The sequence below is a fragment of the Streptomyces achromogenes genome (genome assembly GCF_030816715.1).
GTDB lineage: Bacteria > Actinomycetota > Actinomycetes > Streptomycetales > Streptomycetaceae > Streptomyces > Streptomyces achromogenes_A.
Genome location: NZ_JAUSYH010000001.1, coordinates 570,213 through 595,561 on the forward strand (window position 1 = coordinate 570,213; position 25,349 = coordinate 595,561).

Sequence of the window (25,349 nt, forward strand, 5' to 3'; positions counted from 1 at the left end):
TCCGGGGCGCGCTCCCGGGCACGTGACGGCGGCGGACTGGCCGACCGGGCGCAGGGCGGTCCCCCGGGCGGAGGCTGCTTCCTCTGAGGCTCCTCAAGTCGCTTGGCAGGAGCGGGACAAGGCGGCCACGATGACCGGCATGACGGGACTCGCGGGACTCAGCAGGAAACAGGACGCCGTACTGATCGTCCGGGACTCGGACCTGGTCGCGGCCGCCCTTCGGCAGGCGCTCGCCGAGGCCTCGCCCGAGGAGCGCCCCGGACTGGAACGCGCCGCCGCACTGGTCGGGTCCACCGCCGCCGCCACCGACGGTCAGCTGCGCGCCCGTTGGGTCCGCTCCCGGCTCGCCTCGGCCGGCTTCACCGGCGACCTCGCCTCGGTCTCGGCGGTGAAGGCGCTGCGCAAGGCGGAGCCGGGCCTGAGCCTGCTGGCGGCCGTGCGCCTGCAGAAGGACGCGGTGGCGTTCCCGGAGTGAACGGGAGGCGTCCGGGCGCTGTGCGCGCGGCCGGCCGCCCACCGCTCGCCGGTGGGATCAGCGTGGTGTCCGCCAGGTCATGATCTCGGTGGCCGGAAGACGTTCGGCGAAGCGGCCGTCGGACGCCTCCTGCCGCAGCAGGGCGCGCAGATCCCGCTCGAAGTGGCCCACCCGGTCGCCGAACAGATGGGGCGCGGAGTCGGACCGGGAGAACGCCCACGCCACGATGTCGTCCGCGGTGCGCTCGGCCACGCCGCCGGCCGGCACGACATGCCGCCGGAAGTCCACGAACCCGGCCCGGGCCATGACGAGGTCCTCCCGGTCCGGCGTGCCGTTCACGAGTACTCCGCGTCCGGCGCGGCGCACCGGACCGAGATATCGGCGCACGAGGGCGGCGATCCGGTCGTACTGGGGCGCGGGCGACGGCAGCGGCCTCGGGTCGGGGGGCGGGTTCTCGTGGTCGCTGACGTGGACGAGGAAGCCTCCCGGTTCCAGCATCCGCAGCACCGTGGCGGCGACGCGGTCCCGGTCGGTCCAGTGGAAGGACTGGGCGAACACCACCGCCCGGAACTCCCCGAGCCCCGCCGGCAGGTCCTCGGCACGGGCGGCCACCCAGCGGGCGGCGACGCCGTGCCGGCCGGCCCGGCGTTCGGCCTCGGCCAGCATGTCCTCGTCCGGGTCGACGCCCACCGCCTCGGCGAAGCGGGGCGCGAGGGCGAGCAGCACGGTGCCGGGGCCGCAACCCACGTCGAGGAGTCTGCCCCGGCCGTCCAGACCGAGGGCGTCGGCGACGGTCTCGGCGAAGCCCGGAGCGTACGGGAGTCGGCCCCGCTCGTAGTAGGCCGCGCTGCCCCGGAACAGAGAGCTGTCCCATTCCCACCCGTCAGGCATCCCGTCGCCTCGCCGCCCGCCTCGCGGACTCCGGCGTCACGGGCGGGAACCCTCCGCCGTGGCGGGCTTCGCGCGGTCGCCCTGTCCCGTCCGTCATGACCGGCAAGGTATCCGAGGTGTCACGCTCCCGGCACCGATGTGCGCCTTCCACCGCCCGTCAGCGGCAGTTCCCGCGTGCGCGGGCGCGTTCCGTCACGCGCCGTCGGGCGGTCACCGCGGGGCGCGGGGGCCGGGGTGACGTCGACGGGCCCGGCCGTGAGGAGGCGTCAGCGGCGGCCGCGCAGCCGGGCGAGGAGGCCGCGCGCCTGGGCGCGGCGGCGCGGGTCGGTCGCGGCACGGCGTGCCTGCTCGATCGTGCGCTGCCCCTGAGGGCTGCGGGCGAACGTCTTGATGCGCTGGATGAGGCTCATCGCTCTGCTCCCGTGGGATCCGTCGACGTCGTTCGTCTTCTCGGCTCAGTCCTACCCCCGAACGGGTCGAACAGGCCGGTCGGAAGCCGGATCACGCGCACCGTGCCGCCGGGGCCACTCTCAGGCCGCGCGTCACCGGGGCGACCGGGGTGCGGACGGGTACGGACGTCGCCCGTGCGGCCGCGGGGGCGGTGCGGGCCGGCTGGACCCGGTAGGTCGTCTTCGCCGGGTCGGCGACGGGCTCGCCGAGCGTGATGCGTCCGGCGGCGTGCAGCGCGTCGCACTCGGCGCGGGACAGGGCGACGTAGCAGCCTCCCCGGCCGCTTCCCGCGTCCAGCGGCCGCCAGTAACCGTAGATGCGCCGGCCGTTCGCGTGCTCGGTGACGAAGACGGGGGTACGCGGGTCGGAGACGATGCGCAGGATGTCGGCGCCGGCACGGCTCAGCGGCTCCGTGGGGCGGGAGGGCGCCTTCCGCGCGACGGTCCCCGCCCCGCGCTCGTCCGGGAGGGGCAGACGTGGTGCCGCGGCTGGCCGGCGATTGGCGGTGGTCGGCATCATCGGTGACCTTTCCTGGACGGGGACTGGAGACCGCCTACCCGGCGAGCCGGAGTTGATCTCTCTCCGGAGGCATCCTTCATCACACCACTGACAACGGGCTGTCCCTCAAGCGCCGTCCCCCTTGCGGTGCCTGACGGATCCTCACGGTGTCAGGAGAAGAACCCCCGCGGCGCGGGCAGGCCCGGCGTGAAGGAGGACGGCGCGCTCATGACCCGGTCGAGGTCGCGGCGGATGCGTTCGGCCTCGCCGCGCACCTGTGCGGGCACATCACCTCGTTCGCTGACGAGACGGTGGTAGATCGGGGTGTCGTCGAAGACGGGGGTCACCGAGGAGGCTCTTCTTTCGGGTCGAACCGGCGCTTACGGGCAGTCGCCTGACGGCCCGGCAGCGGAACCGCCGAACGGCGACATCATCGTATTGTCCCCGATGCGCCGCGGTGCGCGCGACACGGGGCCCCGTGGAGGACCGTGCGACGCCGGGCGCGGCAGGCTTCCGGCGTCACCAGGGCAGCGGGTTCTCCGCCGCGCAGGCCCGGCCGGCCAGGCCTTCCAGGGAGCCCGGCGCCGACCGGGCCCGCAGCAGCTGCGCGACGACCGCGGTCGTGGCGCGGTGCCAGTCGGCGCCGCGCCGGAGCATCGCGTGGTCGCCCCCGCGAACGAGGGCGAGACCGGCCTGCGCGTCTGCCTGCCGCGCCCGCCGCACGTACTCCGCGGACGCCCCGGGGTCGGTGACCCGGTCCCGGTCGCCGTGCAGGACGACGATCCGCGTCCCGGCGAGGTGGTCGACGGGTTCGCCGGGCGGGCACCACGGCGCCAGCGCCAGCACACCGTGCACCGCCGGGTCGGCGGCCGCGCGCAGGGCGGCCCGGCCCCCCATCGAGTGACCGACCAGGATCACGGGCACCTCGCCGGCGAGACGCCGCAGCTCGTCGAGGGCCCGTGCCGCGTCGTCCACCGGGTCCGCGGTGGCGTTCCAGCCCTGGAAGCGGTAGCGCACCTCGCCGAAGAGGACGTCCCGGCGGTCCGTCGAGGCGACGGCCGCCCGCAGGACGGGGCGCATGCGCAGGGCGGCCGCGTGCCAGGCCTTCGACGTCGTGCGGCTGTGCTCCCGGCCGCCGTGCAGCATCAGCACCGCGGCCCCGGCCGGCGCCGTCGGCCGGCGCCTCACCGCCAACGCGGCCCCGGGCGCCACGACCGTCCCCTTCGCGCCCGCTCCCCTTGTGCCCGTTCCCTTGTCGCCCACTGCCCCGCCGCCTCCCGCAGCTCGCCCCGGACCGCCACGGACGTCCCGGGACACCTCCCGGCCCGGTCCGGCGGACACGGCCGAGGATGTCAGAGACAGCCGGGGTCCGCAGGAGCGACGGCTCGCCCCCGACGGACGGGGGGCCGCCCGGGCGCGGGCTCCCCGGTCTGCCCGAGGGCGCCGTCGGCCCTGGCCCGCTCCCGGGTGCGGGCCACCGCGGCACGCATCACGGGGCGGACCTCGTCGGGCAGGCGGCCGCACTCCACCCAGCGCAGCACCAGCTCGGCGACCTCGCGCAACTTGATGTTGGTGTGCTGGGAGACCTGTTTCAGCACGTCCCAGCTTTCCTGCGGCGGAAGCCGGCACACCGCCGCGACCACACCGATCGCCTGATCGATGACCGCGTGCGAGGTCAGGGCATGACGGAGTTGTTCCACCTCTTGCTCGAGCGCGGCCACTCTCCGTACGAGTTCGTCGTTTTCCGACATGCGAGGTCGCTTTTCCTCCTCAGCCTCCGACAGTCGCCTGTCCGCAGACGAAGGCCCGGGTCGTCGTGACGTCCGCGAGAGTGACGTCGTCACCAGCCTGGGCCCCCGGCCCGGTCCCCCGCGATCCCGTAAACGAACGACATCGAGGGCGGCAGTCCGCACAACGAAAAAACACACACTCCGCGCGTCCCCCACAGGCATCGCGAACCGTGCGCGGGGCAGATGCAGGCCGAGAGGGGCAGATCGCTCCGTGGCGAGGAGATCCGGGCGCATGCACACGCTCACGTTCGACAGTGACGACCTCGAGCTGACGGAGGAATTCCTCAGCCGCGCCTACGCCGACATGCGCATCGGCAGCAGCACCCCGGAGACCGGCAGGGCGCGGATCAGCCGCGGGGACCTCGGCCCGGTCACGGTCGACGAGCTCGATCTCGACTTCGACATGAGCTACGCCGTCACGCCGCTGGGCCGGATCTGTCTGTGCGTGGTCCACGAGGGCACGATCCGCGACCATGTCTACCCAGGGGTGGAGGACTCCTTCGGCCCAGGGGACGTGGTGTCCTTCGCGCCGCCGACGCAGTCCTACGCGGGCCGCGTCTGCCGTGCCCGCTACAACATCACCATGCTGGACACCGATCTGCTGACCCAGGTGGCCGCCACCGCGGGAACCGCGCTCACCGAGCCCGTCCGGCTGACCGGGCACCGGCCGCACTCCCCCGAAGCGGGCAGACGCCTGCGGGACACGATCTCCTACGTACGCGACCACATCCTGGCCGACCCGGCGCTCGCCGAGCAGCCGCTGATCGCGTCCACGGCGTCCCAGCACCTGGCCGCGAGCGTGCTCGCCGCGTTCCCCAACACGGCGCTGACCGACCCCGCGGCCGCCGACCGGCGCGACGCGCATCCGGACATGCTTCGCCGCGCGCTGGCGTACATCGACGACCACGCCGACCAGCCGATCACCGTGGCCGACATCGCGGGCGCGGCGCACGTCACCGTCCGAGCCCTCCAGTACGCCTTCCGCCGCCACCTGGACAGCACCCCGCTGGCGTATGTGCGCCGCGTCCGGCTGTCGCACGCGCACCGGGACCTGCTGGCCGCCGCCCCGCACGAGGGGGCGACGGTCACCGGCATCGCGGCCCGCTGGGGCTTCCACCACCCGGGCCGCTTCGCCGCGCTCTACCGCGAGACCTATCTGCGCAGCCCGGGCCGGACCCTCCAGGGCGGCTGACCCGGGGCGGCCGACCCGGGCCGGGCCGACCCGGGTCGTCGTACCGCGGGCCCGTCAGGCGGCCGGGACCGCCCGGTCGGGCGGTCCCGGGTCAGCGGGCGGCGAGCAGTTCGAGGGTGTCGATCACGCGGTTCGAGAACCCCCACTCGTTGTCGTACCAGGCGACCACCTTGACGTGGCGTCCGTCGACGCGGGTGAGGGCCGAGTCGAAGATCGACGACGCCGGGTTGCCGGTGATGTCCGACGACACCAGCGCGTCCTCCGAGTACTCGAGGACGCCGGCCAGCGGCCCCTCGGCCGCGGCACGGTAGGCCGCCAGCACCTCGTCGCGCGACACCTCGCGGGCGACGGTCGTGTTCAGCTCGACGATCGACCCCACCGGGACCGGCACCCGGATCGAGTCGCCGGACAGCTTGCCGTCGAGGTTCGGCAGCACGAGCCCGATCGCCTTGGCCGCGCCCGTCGTGGTCGGGACGATGTTGACGCCGGCCGCACGGGCGCGGCGCGGGTCGCGGTGCGGGCCGTCCTGCAGGTTCTGCTCCTGCGTGTAGGCGTGCACGGTCGTCATGAAACCGTGCTCGATGCCGGCGAGACCGTCGAGGACGGCCGCCAGCGGGGCGAGCGCGTTGGTGGTGCAGGACGCGTTCGAGACGATCGTGTGCAGCTCGGGGTCGTAGGCGTCGGTGTTGACGCCGTAGGCGAGGGTGACGTCGGCGCCGTCCGAGGGCGCGCTGACGAGCACCTTGCGCGCGCCCGCGTCGAGGTGGGCGCGCGCGGCCTTCGCGGAGGTGAAGCGGCCGGTCGCCTCCAGCACGATGTCGACGTCGAGCTCGGCCCACGGCAGCTGCGCCGGCTCGCGCTCGGCGAGCACCTTGATACGGCGGCCGTCGACGACGAGGGCGCCGTCCTCGACGGTGACCGGGCGGCCGAGCCGGCCGGACGTGGAGTCGAAGGCCAGCAGCCGCGCGAGGGCGGTGGGCTCGGTGAGGTCGTTGACGGCGACGATCTCGAGGTCGCTGTCGCGTTCGAGGAGCGCACGCAGCACGTTGCGTCCGATGCGGCCGAATCCGTTGACGGCGATGCGAGTCATGAGTGGTGTCCCTTCGGTTCGCCACCAGCCTCGCGCGGCGCGGGTGCCGTCGGCCACGGCGTGAGCGCCATGGTTCGAAAGGATCCCGCCAGCCGCGCGGAGGGCTCGGCCCACCGCTACTCGCCCCGGGTGAAGGTGCGCCGGTATTCGCTCGGCGTGGTGCCGAGGATCTGCTGGAAGTGCGTCCGCAGGTTCGCGCCGGTGCCGAGCCCGACGTCGTTCGCGATCTGCTCGACCCCGCGCTCGGAGCGCTCGAGCAGCTCACGGGCTGCGTCGATACGGGCACGCATGATCCACTGCATCGGCGTGTACCCGGTGTCCTCGACGAAGCGCCGCGAGAAGGTGCGCTCGGAGACCGCCGCGTGGCGGGCCATCGCCTCGAGGGTCAGGGGTTCGTCGAGCCGGTGCAGGGCCCACTCGCGGGTGGCGGCGAACCGCTCGCCCAGCGGCTCCGGCACGCTGCGGGGCACGTACTGCGCCTGTCCGCCGCTGCGGTAGGGGGCCGCGACCAGCCGCCGGGCCGCGTGGTTGGACGCCGCCACGCCGAGGTCGCGGCGCAGGACGTGCAGGCAGAGGTCGATGCCGGAGGCGGCCCCGGCCGAGGTGAGCACGCTGCCCTCGTCGACGAAGAGGACGTTCTCGTCGACCCGGACACGCGGATGCCTCGCCGCGAGCGCCCGCGCGTAGTGCCAGTGCGTCGTGGCGCGCCGGCCGTCGAGCAGACCGGTGGCGGCGAGCGCGAAGGCGCCGGTCGAGATGGCGGCGAGCCGGGCGCCGCGGGCGTGGGCGGCGATCAGCGCGTCGACGACGGCCTTCGGCGGGTCGTCGCGGTCCGGGAACCGGTAGCCGGGGAGGAAGACGACGTCGGCCCACTCGAGCGCCTCCAGACCGTGGGCGACGTGGTACGACAGTCCGTCGCCGCCGCTCACCGGTCCGGGCGCCGCACCGCAGACCCGGACCTCGTACGGCATGCTCGCGCGGGTCGTGAACACCTGCGCCGGGATGCCGACGTCGAGGGGCTTCGCTCCGTCGAGCACGAGGACGGCGACGCGCCGGAGGCGGGAGGAGGACATTCGCCACAGGGTACGGGGCGGGCGCCGGGGCGCGTCCGCCGCGCCCCGGCGCCCGGGGATGTCGGAGGGCATCACGGAGGCGTCAGGGAGGCTTCACGGGGAGGCGAGCTGCTGCGGGCTTGGCGGTGAACACGCCCGAGGCCGTGCCCGTATGCCTCTCCGACGGTTCGTGGAAAGGCGCGGTGTTCACGTGACAGCTCATTCTCCCCACTCCGGTCACCGCAGGCGTCATAACCGGACCCCGCTGATCGTCGCCGCCGCGGCCGGCGTTCTCGCGGTCACACTGGTGGCGCAGGTCGCCCTCGCGAGCGGAGAACGGGGGGCGGCCGCCGAACAGGCCGGAGCCCGCGTCCTCGCCGTACCGCCGGTCGCGGGCGAGGTGCGGCTGACCGCGACCCGGCGGGTCACCGGCGTCCTCGACGGCGGGCTGACCCGGTTCACCGCAGCGGGCGCCCTGGCCAGGGACGCTCGACAGGCGGGCCGCTCACCGCTGTTCGAGCTGGCCGACGGCACCGTCCTCAAGAACGTCGTCCTGGGCGCTCCCGCCGCCGGCGGCGTGCGCTGCCTGGGCAGTTGCACCCTGGAGAACGTGTACTGGGAGGACGTCGGCGAGGACGCGGCCACCTTCGTCGGCAGGTCCCCGGACGCCGTGTACACCGTCAGCGGCGGCGGTGCCGCCGACGCGGCGGGCACGGTGTTCCGGTTCGACGGGGCGGGCACGTTGACCGTGCGCGACTTCGCCGTGGCCGGCTTCGGGGAACTGGTGCGCTCCTGCGGCGACTGCGGTGCGCAGTTCCGGCGGGACGTGGTGCTGGAGAACGTCACGGCCACCGCTCCCGGCCGCGAACTGGTCGGCGTCAACGGCAACTTCGGTGACACCGCCCGGCTGAGCGGTGTCACCGTGGTCGGCGACCCGGGTCGGGACATCGTGCCCTGCCAGAAGTTCGAGGGGGTCACCACCGGCGACCCGGCGAAGCTGGACGCCGGACCCGACGGAGTCAACTGTCTCTTCGAGGAGTCCGACGTCACCTTCCGGTGACCACGCGGTCACGGCCCGCCGGTCCCGGTCACCCGGTCACCCGGTCACAGCTTGGCGCCGAAGTTCTGCGTCCACCACGGTCCGCCGGCGCCGTCGTGGATGCCCACGCCGATGTTCTTGAAGTCGCAGTTGAGGATGTTGGCACGGTGGCCGGGACTGTTCATCCAGGACGTCATCACCGACTGCGCCGACTGCTGCCCCTTGGCTATGTTCTCGCCGTACGTGGACCAGCGGTAGCCGGCGGCGGTGATGCGTGCTCCGGGGTCGGCGCCGTCGGGGTTGGTGTGGTCGAAGAAGTCGCGGGCGGCCATGTCGTCCGAGTGCCCCTGGGCGGACTTGCGCAGCAGCGGGTCCCCCGTGAGGGGACCACAACCCGCGGCCGCCCGTTCCTTGTTGACCAGGGCGATCACCTGACTCTCACGGTCGGACGGACCCGTCTGCGTGAACGGCGTCTTCGAGGCGGACCGCCGCGCGCCGGCGGCCGGCTTCGCCGGCGCCTTCGCCGAGGCGCTGCGCGAGGCGCGGGCGCTCGGCGAGGCGCTCGCGGCCGGTGACGTCGACGCCGACGCCGACGGCGAGGCGGAGACCGACGGGGACGGCGAGGGCGACGGACTCGTGCGGTCGGCGTCCGGGGAGGGCCGGTCGGAGACCAGGGCGTCGTTCGCGGGCTGCACCGCGGTGCTCTCCCCCGAGCCCGTCCCCGGCTGCGTCCCGAAGTAGTAGAGCCCGCCGCCCGCCACGCACGCGGCCACCACCGCTCCGCCGACCGCCCGCCGCCGCGTGCGCCGCCGCCGGCGGGCCGCGGTGCGGGAGACCGTGCGATCACCGGAGGCGCGACGGGACGGCCGCACGATCACGGCGGGATCCCCGTCCGCGGACGCCGGGGTGGCCGAGGCGGCCAGGGCGACGGTGTCGGCGGTGCCGGGGGCCTTCGCCAGGATCGCTGACGACACCGCGACCAGCGCCAGCCCGGCCAGCAGTCCCTCCGCGGGCAGCAGTCCGCTCCACAGGCCCGAGCACCGGGCGCAGCCGCGTGCGTGCCGGGCTATGCGCTTGCGCCACAGCGCCGAGGGCCGGCCGTCGAAGTCCGCGAGGGCGCCCCGCAGTTCCTCGCACGGCGGTTGCGCGTCCAGCGCCCGCACCACCACCCGCGCGGCCTCCAGCTGCGCCTTCATCCGCTGCACGCGTACGGCCGTGTGCTGCGTTGTCAGCGTCAGGGCGTCGGCGATCTCGGCGCGGGTCAGCTCGCCGGCGCACTCCAGCCACCACAGGGACAGCAGGCCGCGGTCGTCGGGCTCCAGCCAGCGCGTGGCGCGCGCGGTCTCCTGCCGCTGGCCGGACAACTGCAGCTGCACGATGGTCAGGTCCACGAAGTCGGCGCCCGGATCGGCCACCTCGTCGGCCTCCTCCATGCCGCCCTGCGCGGGCTGGAGGCGGTTGAAGTGCGCGCGGACCTGGTTCATCGCGATGGCCACCAGCCAGGAGCGGAAGCTCTCGGGCGACCTCAGCGTGCTGAGCGAGTCGAGGGCGCGCAGCATGGTGTCCTGCACGACGTCGTCCACGTCCACCGAACCGTTCAATGCCCGGCCCACGATGTTGTAGACCAGCGGGAGGTAGGCGCCGACGAGCGCGTCCTGAGCCGCCTGGTCGCCCGCCCGGGCGGCCCTCACCAGCTCCGTGGCGTCCACCGTGTGCCGTTCGCTCATTGCTGCTTCCCTGTCCTCGACTCCGAACGATGCTGTCCCTCGCTTCGGGGATCACCGCGGGAGCACCGGATAACGGTTCTTCGGAAAAACGTGCGAGGAGAGAGTCGCCGCTGTGGCGGCGCCGCGCAATGGAGGCGGTCACATCGCGGCCGCGTGACGGATCGGCGAGGAGTGCCCGGCACCGATGGACAAATGAAGTCAGGCCGGTGCACATCGGACTGACGGTCGGCGAGGGCGTCGTGGACGGCGACGCGCCCGGCCTCGTGCTGTGGCTGGGCATCCTGGCCGCGGTCTGCCTCCCGCTGTTCGTTGAGCTTCCACGGCAGCGCGCGCGGGCCGGTGAACGCGCCTGGCTGGCCACCGCTCACCGGTTCAGGTCCGAGCTGGTGGCCCGCGTCCTCGCCCCCGGGAAAGGCGCGGAGGAAGGCCCTCGCCTTGTTCCCTCGGCCCCCTCTCCGAATTCGCCTGGGTGTACGCCGAGTTGGCCCAGGGCCGCGCCTCCGTCGGCCGGATCGCCGGCGCGCTCGACGCGGAGCGGGCCGTGTCCCCCGGCGGCGCCGCTCCGGGTGCCCGTGCCGCGCGCCGGTCGGCGGCCGGGGCGGTGTGCGGATTACTGTCGCCCGCATGGACCGTGAACGCCGAGGCCGGCTCCGGTGTCTGCTCGCCGGCGCCGTGTTCGCCGTGTGCATGGCCGGCACCACGCTGCCCACCCCTCTCTACAGCCTCTACCAGGAGAAGTTCGGCTTCTCCGAGCTGACGGTCACCGTCGTGTACGCCGTGTACGCCTTCGGCGTCATCGGGATCCTGCTGCTGGCGGGCAATGCCTCGGACACCGTCGGCAGACGTCCGGTGCTGCTGTGGGGCCTGGGCCTCGCGGCCGCGAGCGCCGTCTGCTTCCTGTGCGCCACCGGCCTGGGCTGGCTGTACGCGGGGCGGCTGCTGTCGGGGTTCTCCGCCGGCCTGTGCACCGGGGCGGCCACGGCGTACGTGATGGACCTCGCCCCGCCGGGCGGGGCCGCCCGGGCCACCCTCGTGGCGACGGCCGCCAACATGGGCGGCCTCGGCTGCGGTCCGCTGCTGGCCGGGGTCCTCGCGCAGTACGCGGACCGTCCCCTGTACCTGCCGTTCGCCGTGCACCTCGTCCTGATCGCCGGCTCGGCCGCCGTGCTCGCGCGCCTTCCCGAAACCGTGACGGACCGGGGACCGGTGGGCGCGGTGCGTCCGCAGCGGCCCGGTCTGCCGCCCCAGGTGCGGACGGTGTTCGGGCCGGCGGCCGCGGCCTCCTTCGCCGGGTTCGCGCTGTTCGGTGTGTTCACCTCGGTCAGCCCGGCGTTCCTCGCCCGGGCACTGGACGTCACCGACCACGCCGTGAGCGGACTCGTCGTCGCGCTGGCCTTCTTCGCCTCCATCGCCGGGCAGACGGCCGTCGGCCGCATCGGCGTCGCACGGTCGCTGCCGCTGGGCTGCGCCGTGCTCCTGGCCGGTCTGGCCCTGCTCGCGGGCGCCCTGCGCTGGGACCTGCTCGCGCTGGTCGTGCTCAGCGCGGCCGTCGGCGGGGCCGGGCAGGGCATGACCTTCCGCGGGGCGCTGTCCGCGGTGGCCGCGGCGTCCCCGCCGGAGCAGCGCGCGGCGGTGATCTCGACGCTCTTCGTGGTGGCCTACACGGGCATCTCGGTCCCGGTGATCGGTGTGGGCGTGCTGGTCGGCCCTCTCGGCCTGGAGGGCGCCGGCCTGGTGTTCATCGCGTGCATGGCCGTCCTCGTCTCGCTGGCGGCGGCCTACCTGCTGCGGCGACCGGTGCCGGCGAAGGGCTGACCGCCCGGCGGGGCCGACCGCCGTCCGCGCGCCGCGTGCACGCCTGGCCGCGTCCGTACGGGTGGGTTCGGCCTTTCGGCGGTGCGGGACCGGGCGGTTCCGCGTTGTGCAGGCCCCATCCGTCATCACGTCATCACGGGAAAGGCCCTTCGATGCGACGTACCGCTCTGCTCGCCGTCTGCGCCCTGGTCAGCGCCGCGGCCACGGGATTCTTCACCACCAGCGCCCTGCGCAGCCGCTGACCGCGCGGCCGGGGCGGCCCGTCCGCGGCTTCCCCGGCCCGGGCCCGTGCGGTCCGGCCCGGCCCTGCCCACCGGCCGTCGGCCCGGCGCCCGCCACCCCGGGGCCCGGCGTTTCTCCGCCCGCCGCTCAGCGCCCGCCGTTCCGCGCCCTCCCTCCCCGCGTCCACCCCGTGCCCCCGCCCTGCGGCGCTCTCAGCGCCGTACGAGCGGTTCCCGCGGTGCCTCCTCGGGGTGCGCCGCGCCGCCGGGATGCCGGCCGGCACACAGGAATCCGATGCCCAGGGCGATGGCCATTCCGTAGAAGACCCACTGGTTGGCCTGGGCGAAGTCCATGCGGATCGCGGCCATCGACTCCCGCACGGTGTTCGCGACCGGACCGTCCCCGCTCGGCTGCCGGTTGTCGGCGTTGCCGGTCACCGCCTCCGCGACCCCCCGGGCCGCGTCGCTCGCGGCTCCGGACGACAGCCCGCGCGACTCGAGAGTGTCGCGCACGTTGTCGGTCATGGCGTGGGTCAGCAGCGTGCTGAAGAGGGCCAGGCCGACGCTGGCCGCGTAGTTGCGGATCGTCTGCGTGATGCCCGTGACCTCGCCGTACGAGGCGTCGATCGCCCGGTTGACGGCGTCCGTGGACGCGGGAGCGAGGATGAAGCCGATCCCGGCGCCCGCGAGGGCCGCGTAGGGCCACTGGTCGTGCATGGACAGATCGGTCAGCTTCCCGGCCCAGAGGGCGAAGCCGACCGCCCCGACCACGCAGCCGATCCTCAGGGCGGGCCGCGCACCGCGTTTGTCGAGGATCCGCCCGCCCCACTGCGAGGCCAGCGCGAAGCCCGCGAAGAAGTACAGCAGGTACAGCGCCGCCTGGTTGGGCGAGGCGCTCAAGGACACCTGGGCGTACACCGAGGCGAAGAAGAACAGCGGGACGAACGCGAGCATGGCGAAGAACAGCACGACGGAGTCGACCACGAAGGCCCGGTCCCGGAAGACCGCGAGCCTGACCAACGGACTGGCGGTGCGCAGTTCGTAGCGGCAGAACAGCCACAGCACGGCGAGACCGCCCGCGACGCACACCCAGGTGAGCGCACTGTCCCAGCCCCACGCCGACGCCTGCTGGAAGCCGAGCACGCTCGCGCCCATCCCGAGGGCGATCAGCACGGCACCCGGCACGTCCAGCTTCTCGTCGCGGCGGCGGTCGGACACGTGGGCGAGCGCCGTCAGGATCAGCGCGACGACGGCCACGGGCACGTTGACCCAGAAGATGGCACGCCAGGTCCAGTCCGTGAGCCAGCCGCCGAGCAGCGGCCCCAGCGCCGTCAGGGCGCCGGTGACGCCGAAGAACAGGGCCAGCGCGCGACCGCGTCGCTCCACCGGGAACACCGCCACGACCACGGCGAGAGCCGCGGGGAAGAGCAGTGCGGCGCCGAGCCCCTGTGTCGAGCGGAAGACGACGAGCCAGGTCAGGGCGAAGTCGCCACGAGGGACACAGCCGCACAGGATCGACGAGATCACGAACACCAGGGTGCCGATCACGACGATGCGACGGGGGCCGAACAGGTCCGCCAGGCGCCCTCCGAGGGCGAAGAAGGCGGCCAGCGCCAGGAGATAGGCGTTGACCACCCACTGCATGCCGGAGGCCGACAGGCCCAGCTCGTCGACGATGTCCGGCGTCGCGATCGCCACGATGGTCTGGTCGATGAAGGTCATCGCCACCGCGAACATCATCGCCGCGAGCGCCACCGACGGCGACGGCGCACCCCGGCCCTCCGGCGTGTTCCCCGCCCGCTGCTTGGTGTACATGCCAGTCATCACCTCAGTCTGCGCGCGGTCGACCGGTGCCGCATGTGCTGAGCGGCGCGGGCCGGTCGTGCCGTGCCGAGGCCGCCGGGCCCGTCTCGGGCGTGGCGATCGCGGCCGCGAGGCCCGCACCGGCCGGTGACGACGCCGGTACGTCGCAGCGTCCGCGAGAGTCCGCAACGTCGCGTTCGGGGCTGTCCGCACGGAAGCGATCCGGCCGGGGCCGTCCCGCTCTCGTCGCAGCCCCCGACAGGAAACGCCAGGTCACGTGCTCCCGACCGCCTCCGTGTCCCACGGGGACGCCTCGCACTGTCACGCCGCGGCCGGCCCGTGACAGCGTCGGTCCCGCCGAAAGGGGTGCGGGCGCCGGGGACTTGGGCACGGCATCCGGACCGGGCCGGCCGGGCTCCCTCGGGGGAGTGCCCGTGTCGGCCACCGCGCACCACGCCGGCGCGACCGGCCACGTCCACCACTGCGCGGCACCCGGGAGACACCCGCCCCAGCACACGACACTCCCCCGGACCACGGACGCAGGACACAGGACACAGGACAAGGAACCTCATGATCAGATCGGCTCGGCATCCGGCTCGCCGCCCGGCCCCGTTCCTCGCCACCATGCTGCTGGCGGCCGCCGCCGGCCTCGTCGGCGCGGCCCCGGGCGACGCGGCCTCACGACCGGCTGCCGCAGCGGCCGTCGACGCGGCCCGGCCCGGCGCCACGGCCGCGACCGCGGTGTGCGGTCACACCGACGAACAGCCGCCGCTGGCGCAGGGATCGGCGGGTCTCGCGACGCGCGAGGCGCAGTGCGAGCTGAACCTGGCCACCAAGGCCGGGCACCACACCCCGATCGCGGTGGACGGATCCTTCGGCGCAGGCACCGCGGAACGGGTCCGGACGTTCCAGCGGTGCGCGGGACTGACCGCCGACGGTGAGATCGGGCCCGGCACCTGGGCCGCGCTCAACTCCCGGGCCGCCCGTCCCCAGCCGTGCACGCCCGACGGCACGCCGAGCACCCCGCAGTCCTCCGTGTGCGGACACACCGACACGCGTCCCACGCTGCGCCGGGGCGCGAAGGGCGTCGCGGTTCGCGAGTTGCAGTGCCGGCTCAACCTGGCGATGGAACCCGGCCACTACCCGCCGCTCGCGATCGACGGCGACTTCGGCGGCGGCACCGAGAACCGGGTCGTCGAGTTCCAGATGTGCGCCAACCTGGGCACGGACGGCGTCGTCGGCCCCAACACCTGGGCCGGGCTGGCCGATTGGTCGAGCCGCAACGCGTACTGCACTCCGCCACGGCCGGCCGGGTACCCGATCGACGGTCTGGACACGGCCAAGTACCAGCATCCCGACGGCGCGCCGATCGACTGGGCCGCGGTACGGGCGGCGGGCGTGGAGTTCGCGACGGTCAAGGCCACCCGGGGGCTCGACGTGACGGACGCGTACCTCGCTTCCGACATGAACGCCGCCCGGGCGGTGGGTCTCGCGGTCGCGCCGTACCACTTCTACACCGGCACCGCCGCCGGCACCGGCGCCGCACAGGCCGACCGGTTCATCGCCGCGGTGCGCGCCGCCGGCTACACCGGACAGCGTCCCGGAGACCTGCCGCCGGTCTTCGACCTGGAGCGCATGGACGACGGCAGCGGGCGTTGCCCGACCCATCTGACGGTCGCCGACGCCACCGCATGGCTCGACACGGTGGAGACCGCCTTCGGCCGCAGGCCCGTCATCTACACCCAGAAGTCGTTCCTCGACGACTGCCTGGGCTCGACGCCGGCCTTCGCCGCCTATCCGCTCCAGCTCGCGGACTACCGCCAGTCGATCACCGAGCCGCCCCTGCCGAACGGCTCCGCCACCTGGCTCATGTGGCAGTACACCGAGTCCGCGCTCTTCGACGGTATCCGGGCCCCGGCCACCGCGGACGTCTTCAACGGCACCCAGGAGGACCTCGACCGGCTGGCCAACCGCTGACCCGGCCCGCCGCGCACCCGGGCCGCCGGGGTGCGCGGCCGGCCGGCGGGGGGCAAGCTGACGATCATGGCAGGCAAGCGGGTGGGACCGGACGGGGAGGACGGCGTGGAGCAGGTGCTCGACGAGCTCTACGCCACTCCGCCGTCCGACTTCGTCCCCCGGCGTGAGCAGGCGGCCCTCGCGGCCCGGTCCGACGGGCGTGCGGCCGACGCCCGCCGTATCCGGGCCGCCCGGCGCCCGACGCAGGCGGCCTGGGCGGCGAACCTGCTGCTGCGCGCCCGGCCGCAGGAGAGCCGCCGGTTCCTCGAGCTGGGGCAGGCGCTGCGCGAGGCCTACCGCACGCTGGACGCCGACGGCGTCAAGGAGCTGTCCGAGCAGCGCCGGAGCATCGTCTCGGCGTTGTCCCGGCAGGCGGCCGAGCTGGCTCGCGAAGCCGGGCACCGGCTGTCGGACGCGACCCGGCAGGACGTCGACTCCACCCTGCGCGCCGTCCTCGCCGACCAGGACGCGGCGGACCGCTGGGCGGCCGGCCGCCTGGAAAGCGCCCTCACCCCGCCGGCCGATTTCCCTGCCCGTTCGGCCGGCACGCCGGCGGGAGGCCGGACCGAGCGCGCCCGGGCGGAGGCGCCCCGGCCGTCGTCACGGAAGAAGGACGAGCTCGCCGAGCGGCGCCGGCGGCGTCAGGAGCAGCTCGACGCGGCCCGGCGGGCGGCCGAGGAGGCCGGAAGGCTGCTGCGCGAGCTGCGCGCCGCCCGGGCGGACGCCGTATCGACGCTCCAGCGGGCCCGCGAACGCCACGACCTGGCCGAGCAGCGGCGTTCCACGGCCGAGGAGGAGTTGCGCCGGGCGGGCGAGGAGCTGGAGAGGGCCGACCGGGAACGGCGGGAGGCCGAGGAGGGACTACGGGCCGCCGGCGACGCGGTGGAACGGGCCGAGCGGACGGCACGCCACACCGAGAAGGAGGCGGCACGCCTGGCCGGCCCGGCGGACTAGGGACGCGTCCGCGAAGTCCCACCTGGCGCGCGACGCCTGGCATTGGCACGCCCTGTGGCGTGGGCGGACGGGACGTTCGACACACGCAGGGCGGCGGCGCGGTGTGGGAACCGGTGCCGCCGGGGCGTCCCCGACGCCGCCTGGTGAGGGTCGTCCGGCAGTGCGACGCTGGAGGCGAGAGGCGTCCGAGAAGGGACGCGCCGGGAGGGCCGATGGGACGCGACGTCCCGGCGCTGGTCTTCACCCGCGAGGACCGCCGCCGGTACCGGATCAAGATGCAGGAGTGCCTCGAGGTGTTCGCGCAGATGCTGCGCGAGTCGCGGTTCGAGTCCGAGCGGCCCCAGGTGGGCCTGGAGATCGAGCTGAACCTGGTCGACGCCGAGGCCGAGCCTGCGATGCGCAACACCGACGTCCTCGAGGCGATCGCGGACCCCGCCTGGTCCACCGAGCTGGGCCGCTTCAACCTCGAGATCAACGTCCCGCCCCGACGGCTGACGCAAGGCGGCCCCGACGCCTGGGAATCCGAGATCCGGGCCGCGCTCAACCACGCCGAAGAGCGCGCCGGCACGGTCGGCACCCGACTGATCATGATCGGCATCCTGCCCACCCTGCGGCAGGAGAACGTGGGGGCCTCCTCACTGTCGGAGAACGCCCGGTACCGGCTGCTCAACGACCAGGTGTTCGCGGCGCGCGGCGAGGACCTGCACATCGAGATGGACGGCGTGGACCGGCTGCGCACCTACGCGGACACGATCACCCCGGAGGCCGCCTGCACCAGCACCCAGTTCCATCTCCAGGTCTCCCCCGACGAGTTCGCCGCGTACTGGAACGCGGCCCAGGCGATCGCGGGCGTCCAGGTGGCGCTCGCGGCCAACTCGCCGTTCCTGTTCGGCAAGGAGCTGTGGCACGAGACCCGCATCCCGCTGTTCGAGCAGACCACCGACACCCGTCCGCAGGAGATCAAGGCGCAGGGCGTGCGGCCCCGGGTGTGGTTCGGAGAGCGGTGGATCACCAGCGTCTTCGACCTGTTCGAGGAGAACCTGCGCTACTTCCCGGCACTGCTCCCCCTGTGCGACGAACAGGACCCGCGCGAGACCCTGGCGGGAGGGGACGTCCCCGAGCTCGCCGAGCTGACCCTGCACAACGGCACCATCTACCGCTGGAACCGTCCGGTCTACGCCGTCGCCCACGACCGGCCGCACGTACGGGTGGAGAACCGCTGTCTGCCTGCCGGGCCGACCGTGGCGGACACCCTCGCCAACGGCGCGTTCTACTACGGCCTCACCCGCGCCCTCGTGGAGGAGGAGCGGCCGGTGTGGTCGCGGATGTCCTTCCGGACCGCCGAGGACAACCTGCACTCCGCCGCCCGGCACGGCATCGAGGCCCGGCTGTACTGGCCCGGCATGGGCGAGGTCACGGCGCCCGAACTGGTCCTGCGGCGACTGCTGCCGCTCGCCCACCGGGGGCTGGAGCTGTCCGGGATGGACGCGGCCTGGCGGGAGCCGCTGCTCGGCGTCATCGAGCAGCGGTGCGTCACCGGCCGCAACGGGGCCGTCTGGCAGAAGGAGATGTTCCACCGCATCACCGCCTCCGGCCACGCGGGCCGGCACGAGGCCCTGCGGCGGATGACGCAGCTCTACATCGACTACATGCACCTCAACGCGCCCGCCCACACCTGGCCGGTCGAGTGACCGGCCGGAGCGGCCTCGGCTGCCTCCTCGGCGGCCCGGGGCCCGCCGCTCACACAGACGTGCCCCCCTCGAACACCCCCCACTCAAAACGGACACAAGGGGCAACACGGCACCCGCAGTGCGACAGCACTCGGAGGAGCGTGCAGGATGGTCCTATGACGATCAAGGTTTACTTCGACATCACCATCAACGACGAGCCCGCCGGGCGGATCAACTTCAACCTGTTCGACGACGTCGTGCCCAAGACCGCGGAGAACTTCCGCGCGCTCGCCACCGGCGAGAAGGGATTCGGCTACGCCGGCTCCTCCTTCCACCGGGTCATCCCCGCCTTCATGCTCCAGGGCGGCGACTTCACCCGGGGCAACGGGACCGGCGGCAAGAGCATCTACGGCGAGAAGTTCGCCGACGAGAACTTCACGCTCAAGCACGACCGGCCGGGCCTGCTGTCCATGGCCAACGCGGGCCCGAACTCCAACGGCTCGCAGTTCTTCGTCACGACGATCGTGACGGACTGGCTCGACGGCAAGCACGTGGTGTTCGGCGAGGTCGCCGACGCCGACAGCATGGCCCTCGTCAAGAAGATCGAGGCGCTCGGCTCCCGCAGCGGCTCGACCTCGGCGAAGATCACCATCTCGGCCTCCGGCCAGCTCTGAGTCGGACCTCCGTACCGCCCGCCCGGCCGGGGCACCGCCTCGGCCGGGTGCGGTGACACGCCGCCACCGGCCGGAGGCGGCGGCCGGCGCACGGGCTGCGACCGGGTCCGGGTGGTGGGCGACCGGGGCCTTTCCGTGCCGGGAGGTTCTACAGCGGTGTCTGCCGGGTCCGCCACCGCGGCCGGGCTGCGGTGGGCGCGGGGTCGGCCGACAATGAGGTGGCGGGGCGCCTGCCCGGCCCGTCCGGAACGCATCGGCCTCGGCCCGGGAGGAAACTCCCCGCCCGGAACGCCTCGGCGACCTCGGCCCGAGAGGAACCTGGCTATGCGCGCGCTCCCGGCTGGACCTTCGCCGGCGTCGCCACCCAGCAGGTCGTGGCCCCCGAGCGGGCCGGCGAGGCCCCGGGCGTCCTGCTCACCTTCCTGGTCACCCTGGACGGAGTCGTCCTCACCTTCCTGGTCACGCTGGGCGAAGTCGCCCTCGCGGCAGCCGCGGGCACGATCACCGCGATGACACCCCAGCGGACTCCGCAGGCGGCCTACGACGCGACCCTGCGGCTGGGCGGAGCGGCGATCCCGGCCGCCTCCGCCGCCGTGACGGCGGTGCGCCGGCGGTCGCCGGTCCGGGACCGGGCCCGCCTCCCGGCGGCGGACTCCCGTACGACGCCCGGCCGGCGGCCGCGGTGACGGCCGGCGGCGCACGGGCCGAGATCCTGCACCGGTCGGTGCGGGTGACCGCGGCCGCCGCCACCGGCTTCTACGTCTTCCTGTACGGGCTCGACGAACCGGTGCCGGCGCTGTACTCCCTGTTCGCGCCCATCTCCCTCGGGCTGCTGTCCTCGATCCCGGGGTCCGGACGGCAGCGGGCCGCCGTGATGCTCAAGGCGCTGCCCGCGGGTCTGGCGCTGGTGACGCTGGGCACCGTGCTCGCGGTGCACACCTGGACGGCCGTGCTGGGCATGCTCCTCGTCGGCTTCGTGCTGGCCTTCGCGGCGGTCGCGGGCCCCCGGCCGGCCGGGGCGGCACCCGGCCTGCAACTGTTCTACATCCTGGCCTGCTTCCCGCCCTACGCACCGCAGAACCTGGGACTGCGCCTGACCGGGCTCGCGGTGGGCGTGGTGCTGCTGGCGCTCGCCGAGAGGTTCCTGCTGCCGCGGCCCCCGGGCGAGTCGTACCGGTCGAGCCTCGCGAGCGCCGTGGCGATCGCGGGCGACACGCTCGCCGGCCGCGCCGGTCCCGCACCCGACATCCTGCGTTCCGCCGGCGCCCGGCTGCGGCTCTCACAGGTCCCGCCCGCGGAACGCCCCGCGGGCCCCAGCCGCGCGGACCGCGGCCTGTCCCAGGCGGGCTCCGCCGCGCGCCGGCTGCTGGAGCAGCTGGCCCATCTCACCGAGACGGGCCGGCTGCGCGATCTGCTCAGCGACGGCGGCCGGGCGGGCGACGGCGCGGACGTCCCACCGGGCGACGCGGCCTGCGCGTGGCTGCTGCCGCGGCTGGTGAACCGGTGCGACGACACGGCCGCGGAGCTGCGCACGGGTCTGCCCGATCCGGGACCGGAGCGCATGGACGCGGCGATCAGGGCCTTCCAGCAGCTGCGTGGACGGCGCAGCCCGCCGCGGGGCGGCACGCACCCGGCCGCCTCCTCGCCGACGTCGACGGCCTCGGCAGGGACGGCCTCGACGCCGGCGGAGTCGAGGTCACCGGCATCGCGGTGGGCGCCGGTGCGGCGGCAGGCGGCGCTGCTGGGCGTCGCCGAATCGGTGCGGGTGCTGGAGATCGCCGCACGGGTCGGCCTCGACGGGCGGCGCACCGGACCGATCGAGCCGCGGGAGCTGTTCTGGTACACGGAGGCCGCCGCGTCCCGGCTGTGGCTGCGCCGGATCGTCGGCAACACGACGCTGCGCTCGGTGCAGTTCCACAACGCCGTGCGCATCGCCGCGGCCCTCGGCGCGGCCCGCCTGGTCGCCGGTTCGCTGGAGCTCACCCACGGGTTCTGGGTGCTCTTGGCGGTGCTCACGCTGAGCAGGACCACCGCCGGCGAGACCTGGGCGGCCATCCGCGAGGCGGTGGCCGGCAACCTGGTGGGCGCCGTCGCCGCGGGCGCGCTGCTCATCGGCGTCGGACAGCACACCGACGCCTACGCCGCGATCCTCGCGCCGGGCATGCTGCTCGCCTTCGCGCTCGGACCGCTGCTCGGTATCGCCTGGGCGCAGGGCCTGTTCACGCTCGTGGTGGCCACCGCGTTCGCCCAGATCGCCCCGGCCTCCTGGCAGTTGGCCGAGGCCCGGATCGTGGACGTGGTCACCGGCAGCGTCATCGGTCTGCTGTGCGCGATGCTCGCCTGGCCGGCCGGCGCCCGGCGGGAGGTGCGCCGGACCATGGCCGGGCTGTTGCGCGAGTGCGGCCCGCTGATCGACGGCACCCTCGCGGTGCTGACGGCCGTGCCGCCGGGGTCCGCGCCCCTCCCGCCGACGCTGCCCGCCCTGCACCGGATGCGCCTGGCCGAGTCCGCCTACGCCCAGTTCCGCAGCGAACCCGGCGCCGGCGCCTCCGTCGGCGCCGACTGGCACAGCGTGCTCATCGCCACCCACCAGATCCTGCTCGGCGCCCACTGGCTGCCCCGCTTCGACCTGCCGGCCCCCGACCCGCTGCCGCCGGCCGCCGTGGCACGGGCGCGGGCCGATGCCCGGTCGGCGGTGACCACCGTCGGCCGGCTGGCCGCGCTGTGCGCCGGGGCGCCACCGCCGGCGGCCGGAGGCCAGCCGCCGTCGGGCCGACCGACCGCGCCGCAGGACGGAGCCCCGCCCCCGAACGGGCCACCGCCCGCGCCGCCGTTGCCGGCGCTGGTCGACTTCGAGGTCTGGCTGACCAGCCTCACTGCCCAACTCGCCCATGTCGAAAGCGGCCTGTCCGGCATGTCCCACGGCCGTACCCCCGGCGGTCGGCGAAGCCACCGCTGACCGCACCCACCGCACCGCTCCCGTCCACCCGGCCGGCCTGAGCCCCGCACCCGCCGCACCGGCCGCGCCGCCGCCCGCACCGCCCCAGCCGCCCGCCCGCCACGGGCGACGGCCGGGGGCCCGGGCGGAGACCGCACGAGCCGCGCGCACCTCAGGCGCACCACCGGTGCGCCGCGTCCCCGGGCGCACCCCAGAAAAGGCCCGAGACAGCGCAACCTTCCGGTCATTCAGGTTGTCTCAGTTCATGTCCGACACACGACTCCTTCGGGGGAGATCATGGTGCGAAACAGAACCGTCTGGGCCACCGCGGCCCTGATGACCGCCACCCTGGCCGTTGCCGTGGCTCCGGCCGAAGCCGCCCCGGCGACCGCCGCCCGGGCCGCCGCCGCCTGCCCCACCGGCTGGGGCAGCCTGGCCGAAACCTACGTCACCAGTACGGCGACCCCCGTGACCGACGTCCGGACCGGCCGCCACGACTGCTACGACCGGTTCGTCGTCGACGTGCCCGGTGCGAGCGCCTCCCAACTCGGCTTCTCCGTCGGGTACGTCGACCAGTTCTACCAGGACGGGTCGGGCCGGCCCATCCCGGTCGGCGGCGGCGCGATCCTGGAGGTGCGGGTCCACGCCCCGGCCTACAACCCGGAGACCGGCACGCCCACCTACCCGGGGCGGCCCGCACAGCCCCTGCCGGGCGTGAACCTCGCCGGATACAGCACCTTCCGGGACACCCGGTACGGCGGGAGCTTCGAAGGCGTGACGCAGTTCGGGCTCGGCGTGCGCGCCCGTCTGCCCTTCCGGGTGCTGCGGCTGACCGACCACCTCGTGGTGGACGTCGCGCACACCTGGTGACACCCGCTCAGTTGCGTGGGCCGGGCGTCGCTCGTTCACAGGGCGGCGCCCGGTGCCACGCAGGTGCGCCCGCACCCCGGACGCCGCCCCCCTCACCGGGTGTCCGCCGAGCCGCACACCCGTACTTCCGTTTCCCCGCGCGGACGTTCGTGCGTGGCCGAATGCCCGCAGTTATGTCCGTGATCGGTAACAGCGGGATCCGTCGGTCGCCTTTCTCCGTCCTGTCATCTGCATGGGTTCCACCGGGACGACAAGGGCAGGGCAGACATGGCGCGGCATGGCGGGCGGGGTTGGTACGGCCGGGTAATCGCGGCGGCGGTCGGGGTCACGGCGATGGCCGCGGTCACCTCGGTGTGGACCGCGCAGGCCGACGGAAGCGGCTCGGGAGCGGGAGCGGGGGCGTCCGCGAGCCCCTCCGCACCGGCGTCCGCCCCGGCGCGGGTCGCCGTGGACATCGCCCACGCCTCCGACGGCGGGCCCCGGGGCGTCAACATCACCATCGACGACGGCCCCGACCCCGTCTGGACCCCCCAAGTCCTCGACGTGCTGCGGGAGAACGGGGTGAAGGCGACCTTCTGCATGGTGGGCACCCAGGCCCAGGCGCACCCGGACCTGGTCAAGGCCGTGGTGGCGGCAGGCCACCGACTGTGCGACCACACCGTCTCGCACGACACCTCCATGGACGCCAAGTCGCAGGCCTATCAGTCACAGCAGATCCTGGACGCCGAACGCATGATCACCGAGGCGTCCGGAGGCGTCCGCCCGCTGTACTACCGGGCGCCGGGCGGTGCGTTCACTCCCTACAGCCGGAATCTCGCCGCCTCCCGCGGGATGCGGCCGCTGGGCTGGAACGTCGACACCAAGGACTTCGAGCGGCCCGGCGCCGCCGCCATCGTCGCCCACGTCAAGAGCGAGGTGACCAACGGTCCGACCATCCTCTTCCACGACGCCGGCGGTGACCGCTCGCAGACCGTGACCGCGCTGCGCGAGGTGCTGCCCTGGCTGAAGCAGCAGGGATACTCGTTCGGCTTCCCGGTGCGCTGAACAGCGCCTCCCCGCCCCGGGTCCCCGCCTGCGCCCGCGGGCGACCGGGCGGGCAAGGCCCGGCTCCGGGTGGACGGCGCGCGCCCCGCGTCGGCGCGCGTCACTCCGCCCGGCGCTTGTCCTCGTCGCTCCACGCGCGGGTGTCCCGCGGCTCGACGTAGGGTTCGTCGCCCTCCGCCAGGCCGCCCGCGACGGCACGCTGTCGGGCCAGTTCGGCGTCGAACTCCAGACCCAGCAGGATCGCGATGTTGCTGATCCACAGCCACACCAGGAAGACGATCACGCCGGCGAGCGTGCCGTACGTCTTGTTGTACGAGGCGAAGTTGGCCACGTAGAAGGCGAAGCCGGCGGAGGCGGTCAGCCACAGCACCAGCGCCAGCACACTGCCCGGTGTGATCCACCTGAGGCCCCGTCCCCGCACGTTGGGCGTCGCCCAGTACAGCAGGGCGATCATGACGGTGACGAGGACGATCAGCACCGGCCACTTCGCGATGGACCAGACGGTCAGGGCCGTGTCACCGAAGCCCAGCGCGGCCCCGGCCTGGCGGGCCAGTCCACCGGTGAACACCACGATGAGCGCGCTGACGACAGCGAGCACCAGCAGCACCACGGTGACGCCGACGCGCACCGGCAGCACCTTCCACACCGGACGCCCCTCGGGCATGTCGTACACGGCGTTGGCGCTGCGGATGAAAGCCGCGGTGTAACCGGAGGCCGACCAGACCGCCAGGACCAGGCCGACCACGGCCATGACCGAGCCGACGCCGCCCCTGCCCTGCAACTCCGTGACCGCGTCGCTGATGATGTCCCGGGCCGAACCCGGCGCCACCTTGCGCAGGTTGTCCAGGACCTCGTCGGTCGCCGACTTGCCGGCCAGTCCCAGGAGCGACACCAGCACCAGGAGGGCGGGGAACATCGACAGAACGCCGTAGTAGGTCAGCGCCGCGGCCCGGTCCGTGAGGTCGTCGTCCTGGAACTCGCGCACGGTGCCCTTCAGCACCGCCCACCAGGACCGCTTCGGCAACTGCCCCGGCTCCCCCGGTTCCCGCCGCGCCACCTGCTCGTCCGGCCCCGCCGTGTCCCGCCCCGACGCCGACGCCGTGGCGTGGTCGTGGTCGGAGTTCGATGTCGCTGCCATGG

Annotated in this window: 23 protein-coding genes; 12 read left to right on the plus strand and 11 right to left on the minus strand. The window is 74.2% G+C overall.

Going from position 1 to position 25,349, the window contains the following annotated elements:
• Nucleotides 1-139: 139 nt before the first annotated feature.
• Nucleotides 140-475, plus strand: coding sequence for a hypothetical protein (locus tag QF032_RS02550; protein ID WP_307039593.1), 336 nt, complete (start codon nucleotides 140-142; stop codon nucleotides 473-475).
• A gap of 57 nt (nucleotides 476-532) precedes the next feature.
• On the opposite strand, the gene QF032_RS02555 is transcribed toward QF032_RS02550, so the two are convergent.
• The 6 genes from QF032_RS02555 to QF032_RS02580 all read right to left on the minus strand — a co-directional run bounded on the left by QF032_RS02555 (nucleotide 533) and on the right by QF032_RS02580 (nucleotide 4,065).
• Nucleotides 533-1,366: a class I SAM-dependent methyltransferase gene (locus tag QF032_RS02555; RefSeq protein WP_307054692.1), complete on the minus strand. Its 834-nt coding sequence runs from the start codon at nucleotides 1,364-1,366 to the stop codon at nucleotides 533-535.
• A 266-nt stretch (nucleotides 1,367-1,632) separates the two neighbouring features.
• Nucleotides 1,633-1,776, minus strand: a complete 144-nt coding sequence (locus QF032_RS02560; protein WP_306955249.1) for a hypothetical protein — start codon at nucleotides 1,774-1,776, stop codon at nucleotides 1,633-1,635.
• 91 nt (nucleotides 1,777-1,867) lie between these two features.
• Complete coding sequence (locus QF032_RS02565) at nucleotides 1,868-2,335, minus strand: cell envelope biogenesis protein OmpA (RefSeq protein WP_307054694.1); 468 nt, start codon at nucleotides 2,333-2,335, stop codon at nucleotides 1,868-1,870.
• A gap of 149 nt (nucleotides 2,336-2,484) precedes the next feature.
• Nucleotides 2,485-2,661, minus strand: coding sequence for a hypothetical protein (locus QF032_RS02570; RefSeq protein ID WP_173985838.1), 177 nt, complete (start codon nucleotides 2,659-2,661; stop codon nucleotides 2,485-2,487).
• A gap of 172 nt (nucleotides 2,662-2,833) precedes the next feature.
• Nucleotides 2,834-3,526 carry an alpha/beta hydrolase gene (locus QF032_RS02575; protein WP_307054696.1) on the minus strand — a complete coding sequence of 231 codons (693 nt, stop codon included), beginning with the start codon at nucleotides 3,524-3,526 and terminating at the stop codon, nucleotides 2,834-2,836.
• Nucleotides 3,527-3,666: 140 nt separating this feature from the next.
• Nucleotides 3,667-4,065 carry an ANTAR domain-containing protein gene (locus QF032_RS02580; RefSeq protein WP_307054699.1) on the minus strand — a complete coding sequence of 133 codons (399 nt, stop codon included), beginning with the start codon at nucleotides 4,063-4,065 and terminating at the stop codon, nucleotides 3,667-3,669.
• 271 nt (nucleotides 4,066-4,336) lie between these two features.
• Here QF032_RS02580 and QF032_RS02585 point away from each other — a divergent pair, with 271 nt between their 5' ends.
• Nucleotides 4,337-5,296, plus strand: a complete 960-nt coding sequence (locus QF032_RS02585; protein WP_307039601.1) for a helix-turn-helix transcriptional regulator — start codon at nucleotides 4,337-4,339, stop codon at nucleotides 5,294-5,296.
• Between the two features lie 91 nt (nucleotides 5,297-5,387).
• On the opposite strand, the gene gap is transcribed toward QF032_RS02585, so the two are convergent.
• The gene (gene gap, locus QF032_RS02590) at nucleotides 5,388-6,386 is read right to left on the minus strand and encodes a type I glyceraldehyde-3-phosphate dehydrogenase (RefSeq protein ID WP_307039603.1); all 999 of its coding nucleotides are present in this window, start codon (nucleotides 6,384-6,386) and stop codon (nucleotides 5,388-5,390) included.
• Between the two features lie 116 nt (nucleotides 6,387-6,502).
• Complete coding sequence (locus tag QF032_RS02595; protein ID WP_307054701.1) at nucleotides 6,503-7,459, minus strand: GlxA family transcriptional regulator; 957 nt, start codon at nucleotides 7,457-7,459, stop codon at nucleotides 6,503-6,505.
• A 190-nt stretch (nucleotides 7,460-7,649) separates the two neighbouring features.
• Between QF032_RS02595 and QF032_RS02600 the strand changes: the two genes are divergently transcribed.
• The gene (locus QF032_RS02600) at nucleotides 7,650-8,498 is read left to right on the plus strand and encodes a pectate lyase (protein ID WP_307054703.1); all 849 of its coding nucleotides are present in this window, start codon (nucleotides 7,650-7,652) and stop codon (nucleotides 8,496-8,498) included.
• Nucleotides 8,499-8,542: 44 nt separating this feature from the next.
• Here the strand turns inward: QF032_RS02600 and QF032_RS02605 are convergent, their stop codons facing one another.
• Complete coding sequence (locus QF032_RS02605) at nucleotides 8,543-10,204, minus strand: sigma-70 family RNA polymerase sigma factor (protein WP_307054705.1); 1,662 nt, start codon at nucleotides 10,202-10,204, stop codon at nucleotides 8,543-8,545.
• 624 nt (nucleotides 10,205-10,828) lie between these two features.
• On the opposite strand from QF032_RS02605, the gene QF032_RS02610 reads away from it, so the two are divergent.
• A complete protein-coding gene (locus tag QF032_RS02610) occupies nucleotides 10,829-12,019 on the plus strand; it encodes an MFS transporter (protein WP_307054707.1) in 1,191 nt (396 codons plus the stop codon).
• A 434-nt stretch (nucleotides 12,020-12,453) separates the two neighbouring features.
• Here the strand turns inward: QF032_RS02610 and QF032_RS02615 are convergent, their stop codons facing one another.
• Nucleotides 12,454-14,055, minus strand: a complete 1,602-nt coding sequence (locus tag QF032_RS02615) for an MFS transporter (protein ID WP_307049873.1) — start codon at nucleotides 14,053-14,055, stop codon at nucleotides 12,454-12,456.
• Between the two features lie 558 nt (nucleotides 14,056-14,613).
• Between QF032_RS02615 and QF032_RS02620 the strand changes: the two genes are divergently transcribed.
• From QF032_RS02620 to QF032_RS02655, 8 genes are all read left to right on the plus strand, one after another.
• Nucleotides 14,614-16,020, plus strand: coding sequence for a GH25 family lysozyme (locus QF032_RS02620; RefSeq protein ID WP_307039613.1), 1,407 nt, complete (start codon nucleotides 14,614-14,616; stop codon nucleotides 16,018-16,020).
• Nucleotides 16,021-16,086: 66 nt separating this feature from the next.
• Nucleotides 16,087-17,013 (plus strand): hypothetical protein, encoded by a 927-nt coding sequence (locus tag QF032_RS02625; protein ID WP_307054709.1) that lies wholly within the window; start codon nucleotides 16,087-16,089, stop codon nucleotides 17,011-17,013.
• Between the two features lie 212 nt (nucleotides 17,014-17,225).
• Nucleotides 17,226-18,704, plus strand: coding sequence for a glutamate-cysteine ligase family protein (locus QF032_RS02630; protein ID WP_307039616.1), 1,479 nt, complete (start codon nucleotides 17,226-17,228; stop codon nucleotides 18,702-18,704).
• Between the two features lie 155 nt (nucleotides 18,705-18,859).
• Complete coding sequence (locus QF032_RS02635; RefSeq protein ID WP_306955229.1) at nucleotides 18,860-19,357, plus strand: peptidylprolyl isomerase; 498 nt, start codon at nucleotides 18,860-18,862, stop codon at nucleotides 19,355-19,357.
• Between the two features lie 374 nt (nucleotides 19,358-19,731).
• A complete protein-coding gene (locus tag QF032_RS02640) occupies nucleotides 19,732-20,043 on the plus strand; it encodes a hypothetical protein (protein WP_307039618.1) in 312 nt (103 codons plus the stop codon).
• Nucleotides 20,040-22,316: an FUSC family protein gene (locus QF032_RS02645; RefSeq protein ID WP_307054711.1), complete on the plus strand. Its 2,277-nt coding sequence runs from the start codon at nucleotides 20,040-20,042 to the stop codon at nucleotides 22,314-22,316. Before QF032_RS02640 ends, QF032_RS02645 begins: the two co-directional genes overlap by 4 nt.
• Nucleotides 22,317-22,592: 276 nt before the next feature.
• The gene (locus QF032_RS02650) at nucleotides 22,593-23,165 is read left to right on the plus strand and encodes an AMIN-like domain-containing (lipo)protein (protein ID WP_307039623.1); all 573 of its coding nucleotides are present in this window, start codon (nucleotides 22,593-22,595) and stop codon (nucleotides 23,163-23,165) included.
• 267 nt (nucleotides 23,166-23,432) lie between these two features.
• Nucleotides 23,433-24,209 carry a polysaccharide deacetylase family protein gene (locus QF032_RS02655; protein WP_307039624.1) on the plus strand — a complete coding sequence of 259 codons (777 nt, stop codon included), beginning with the start codon at nucleotides 23,433-23,435 and terminating at the stop codon, nucleotides 24,207-24,209.
• A 100-nt stretch (nucleotides 24,210-24,309) separates the two neighbouring features.
• Here QF032_RS02655 and QF032_RS02660 read toward each other — a convergent pair whose 3' ends face one another.
• On the minus strand, nucleotides 24,310-25,347 hold the full coding sequence (locus QF032_RS02660; RefSeq protein ID WP_306955219.1) for a YihY/virulence factor BrkB family protein: 1,038 nt from the start codon (nucleotides 25,345-25,347) through the stop codon (nucleotides 24,310-24,312).
• Nucleotides 25,348-25,349: the final 2 nt, after the last annotated feature.

Coding starts and splice junctions, on each gene's coding strand:
- QF032_RS02650 (WP_307039623.1), top strand. CDS start 22,593: ATGGTGCGAAACAGAACCGTCTGGGCCACCGCGGCCCTGATGACCGCC.
- QF032_RS02615 (WP_307049873.1), bottom strand. CDS start 14,055: ATGTACACCAAGCAGCGGGCGGGGAACACGCCGGAGGGCCGGGGTGCG.
- QF032_RS02635 (WP_306955229.1), top strand. CDS start 18,860: ATGACGATCAAGGTTTACTTCGACATCACCATCAACGACGAGCCCGCC.
- QF032_RS02630 (WP_307039616.1), top strand. CDS start 17,226: ATGGGACGCGACGTCCCGGCGCTGGTCTTCACCCGCGAGGACCGCCGC.
- QF032_RS02610 (WP_307054707.1), top strand. CDS start 10,829: ATGGACCGTGAACGCCGAGGCCGGCTCCGGTGTCTGCTCGCCGGCGCC.
- gap (WP_307039603.1), bottom strand. CDS start 6,386: ATGACTCGCATCGCCGTCAACGGATTCGGCCGCATCGGACGCAACGTG.
- QF032_RS02585 (WP_307039601.1), top strand. CDS start 4,337: ATGCACACGCTCACGTTCGACAGTGACGACCTCGAGCTGACGGAGGAA.
- QF032_RS02550 (WP_307039593.1), top strand. CDS start 140: ATGACGGGACTCGCGGGACTCAGCAGGAAACAGGACGCCGTACTGATC.
- QF032_RS02655 (WP_307039624.1), top strand. CDS start 23,433: ATGGCGCGGCATGGCGGGCGGGGTTGGTACGGCCGGGTAATCGCGGCG.
- QF032_RS02565 (WP_307054694.1), bottom strand. CDS start 2,335: ATGATGCCGACCACCGCCAATCGCCGGCCAGCCGCGGCACCACGTCTG.
- QF032_RS02555 (WP_307054692.1), bottom strand. CDS start 1,366: ATGCCTGACGGGTGGGAATGGGACAGCTCTCTGTTCCGGGGCAGCGCG.
- QF032_RS02620 (WP_307039613.1), top strand. CDS start 14,614: ATGATCAGATCGGCTCGGCATCCGGCTCGCCGCCCGGCCCCGTTCCTC.
- QF032_RS02605 (WP_307054705.1), bottom strand. CDS start 10,204: ATGAGCGAACGGCACACGGTGGACGCCACGGAGCTGGTGAGGGCCGCC.
- QF032_RS02560 (WP_306955249.1), bottom strand. CDS start 1,776: ATGAGCCTCATCCAGCGCATCAAGACGTTCGCCCGCAGCCCTCAGGGG.
- QF032_RS02660 (WP_306955219.1), bottom strand. CDS start 25,347: ATGGCAGCGACATCGAACTCCGACCACGACCACGCCACGGCGTCGGCG.
- QF032_RS02580 (WP_307054699.1), bottom strand. CDS start 4,065: ATGTCGGAAAACGACGAACTCGTACGGAGAGTGGCCGCGCTCGAGCAA.
- QF032_RS02595 (WP_307054701.1), bottom strand. CDS start 7,459: ATGTCCTCCTCCCGCCTCCGGCGCGTCGCCGTCCTCGTGCTCGACGGA.
- QF032_RS02625 (WP_307054709.1), top strand. CDS start 16,087: ATGGCAGGCAAGCGGGTGGGACCGGACGGGGAGGACGGCGTGGAGCAG.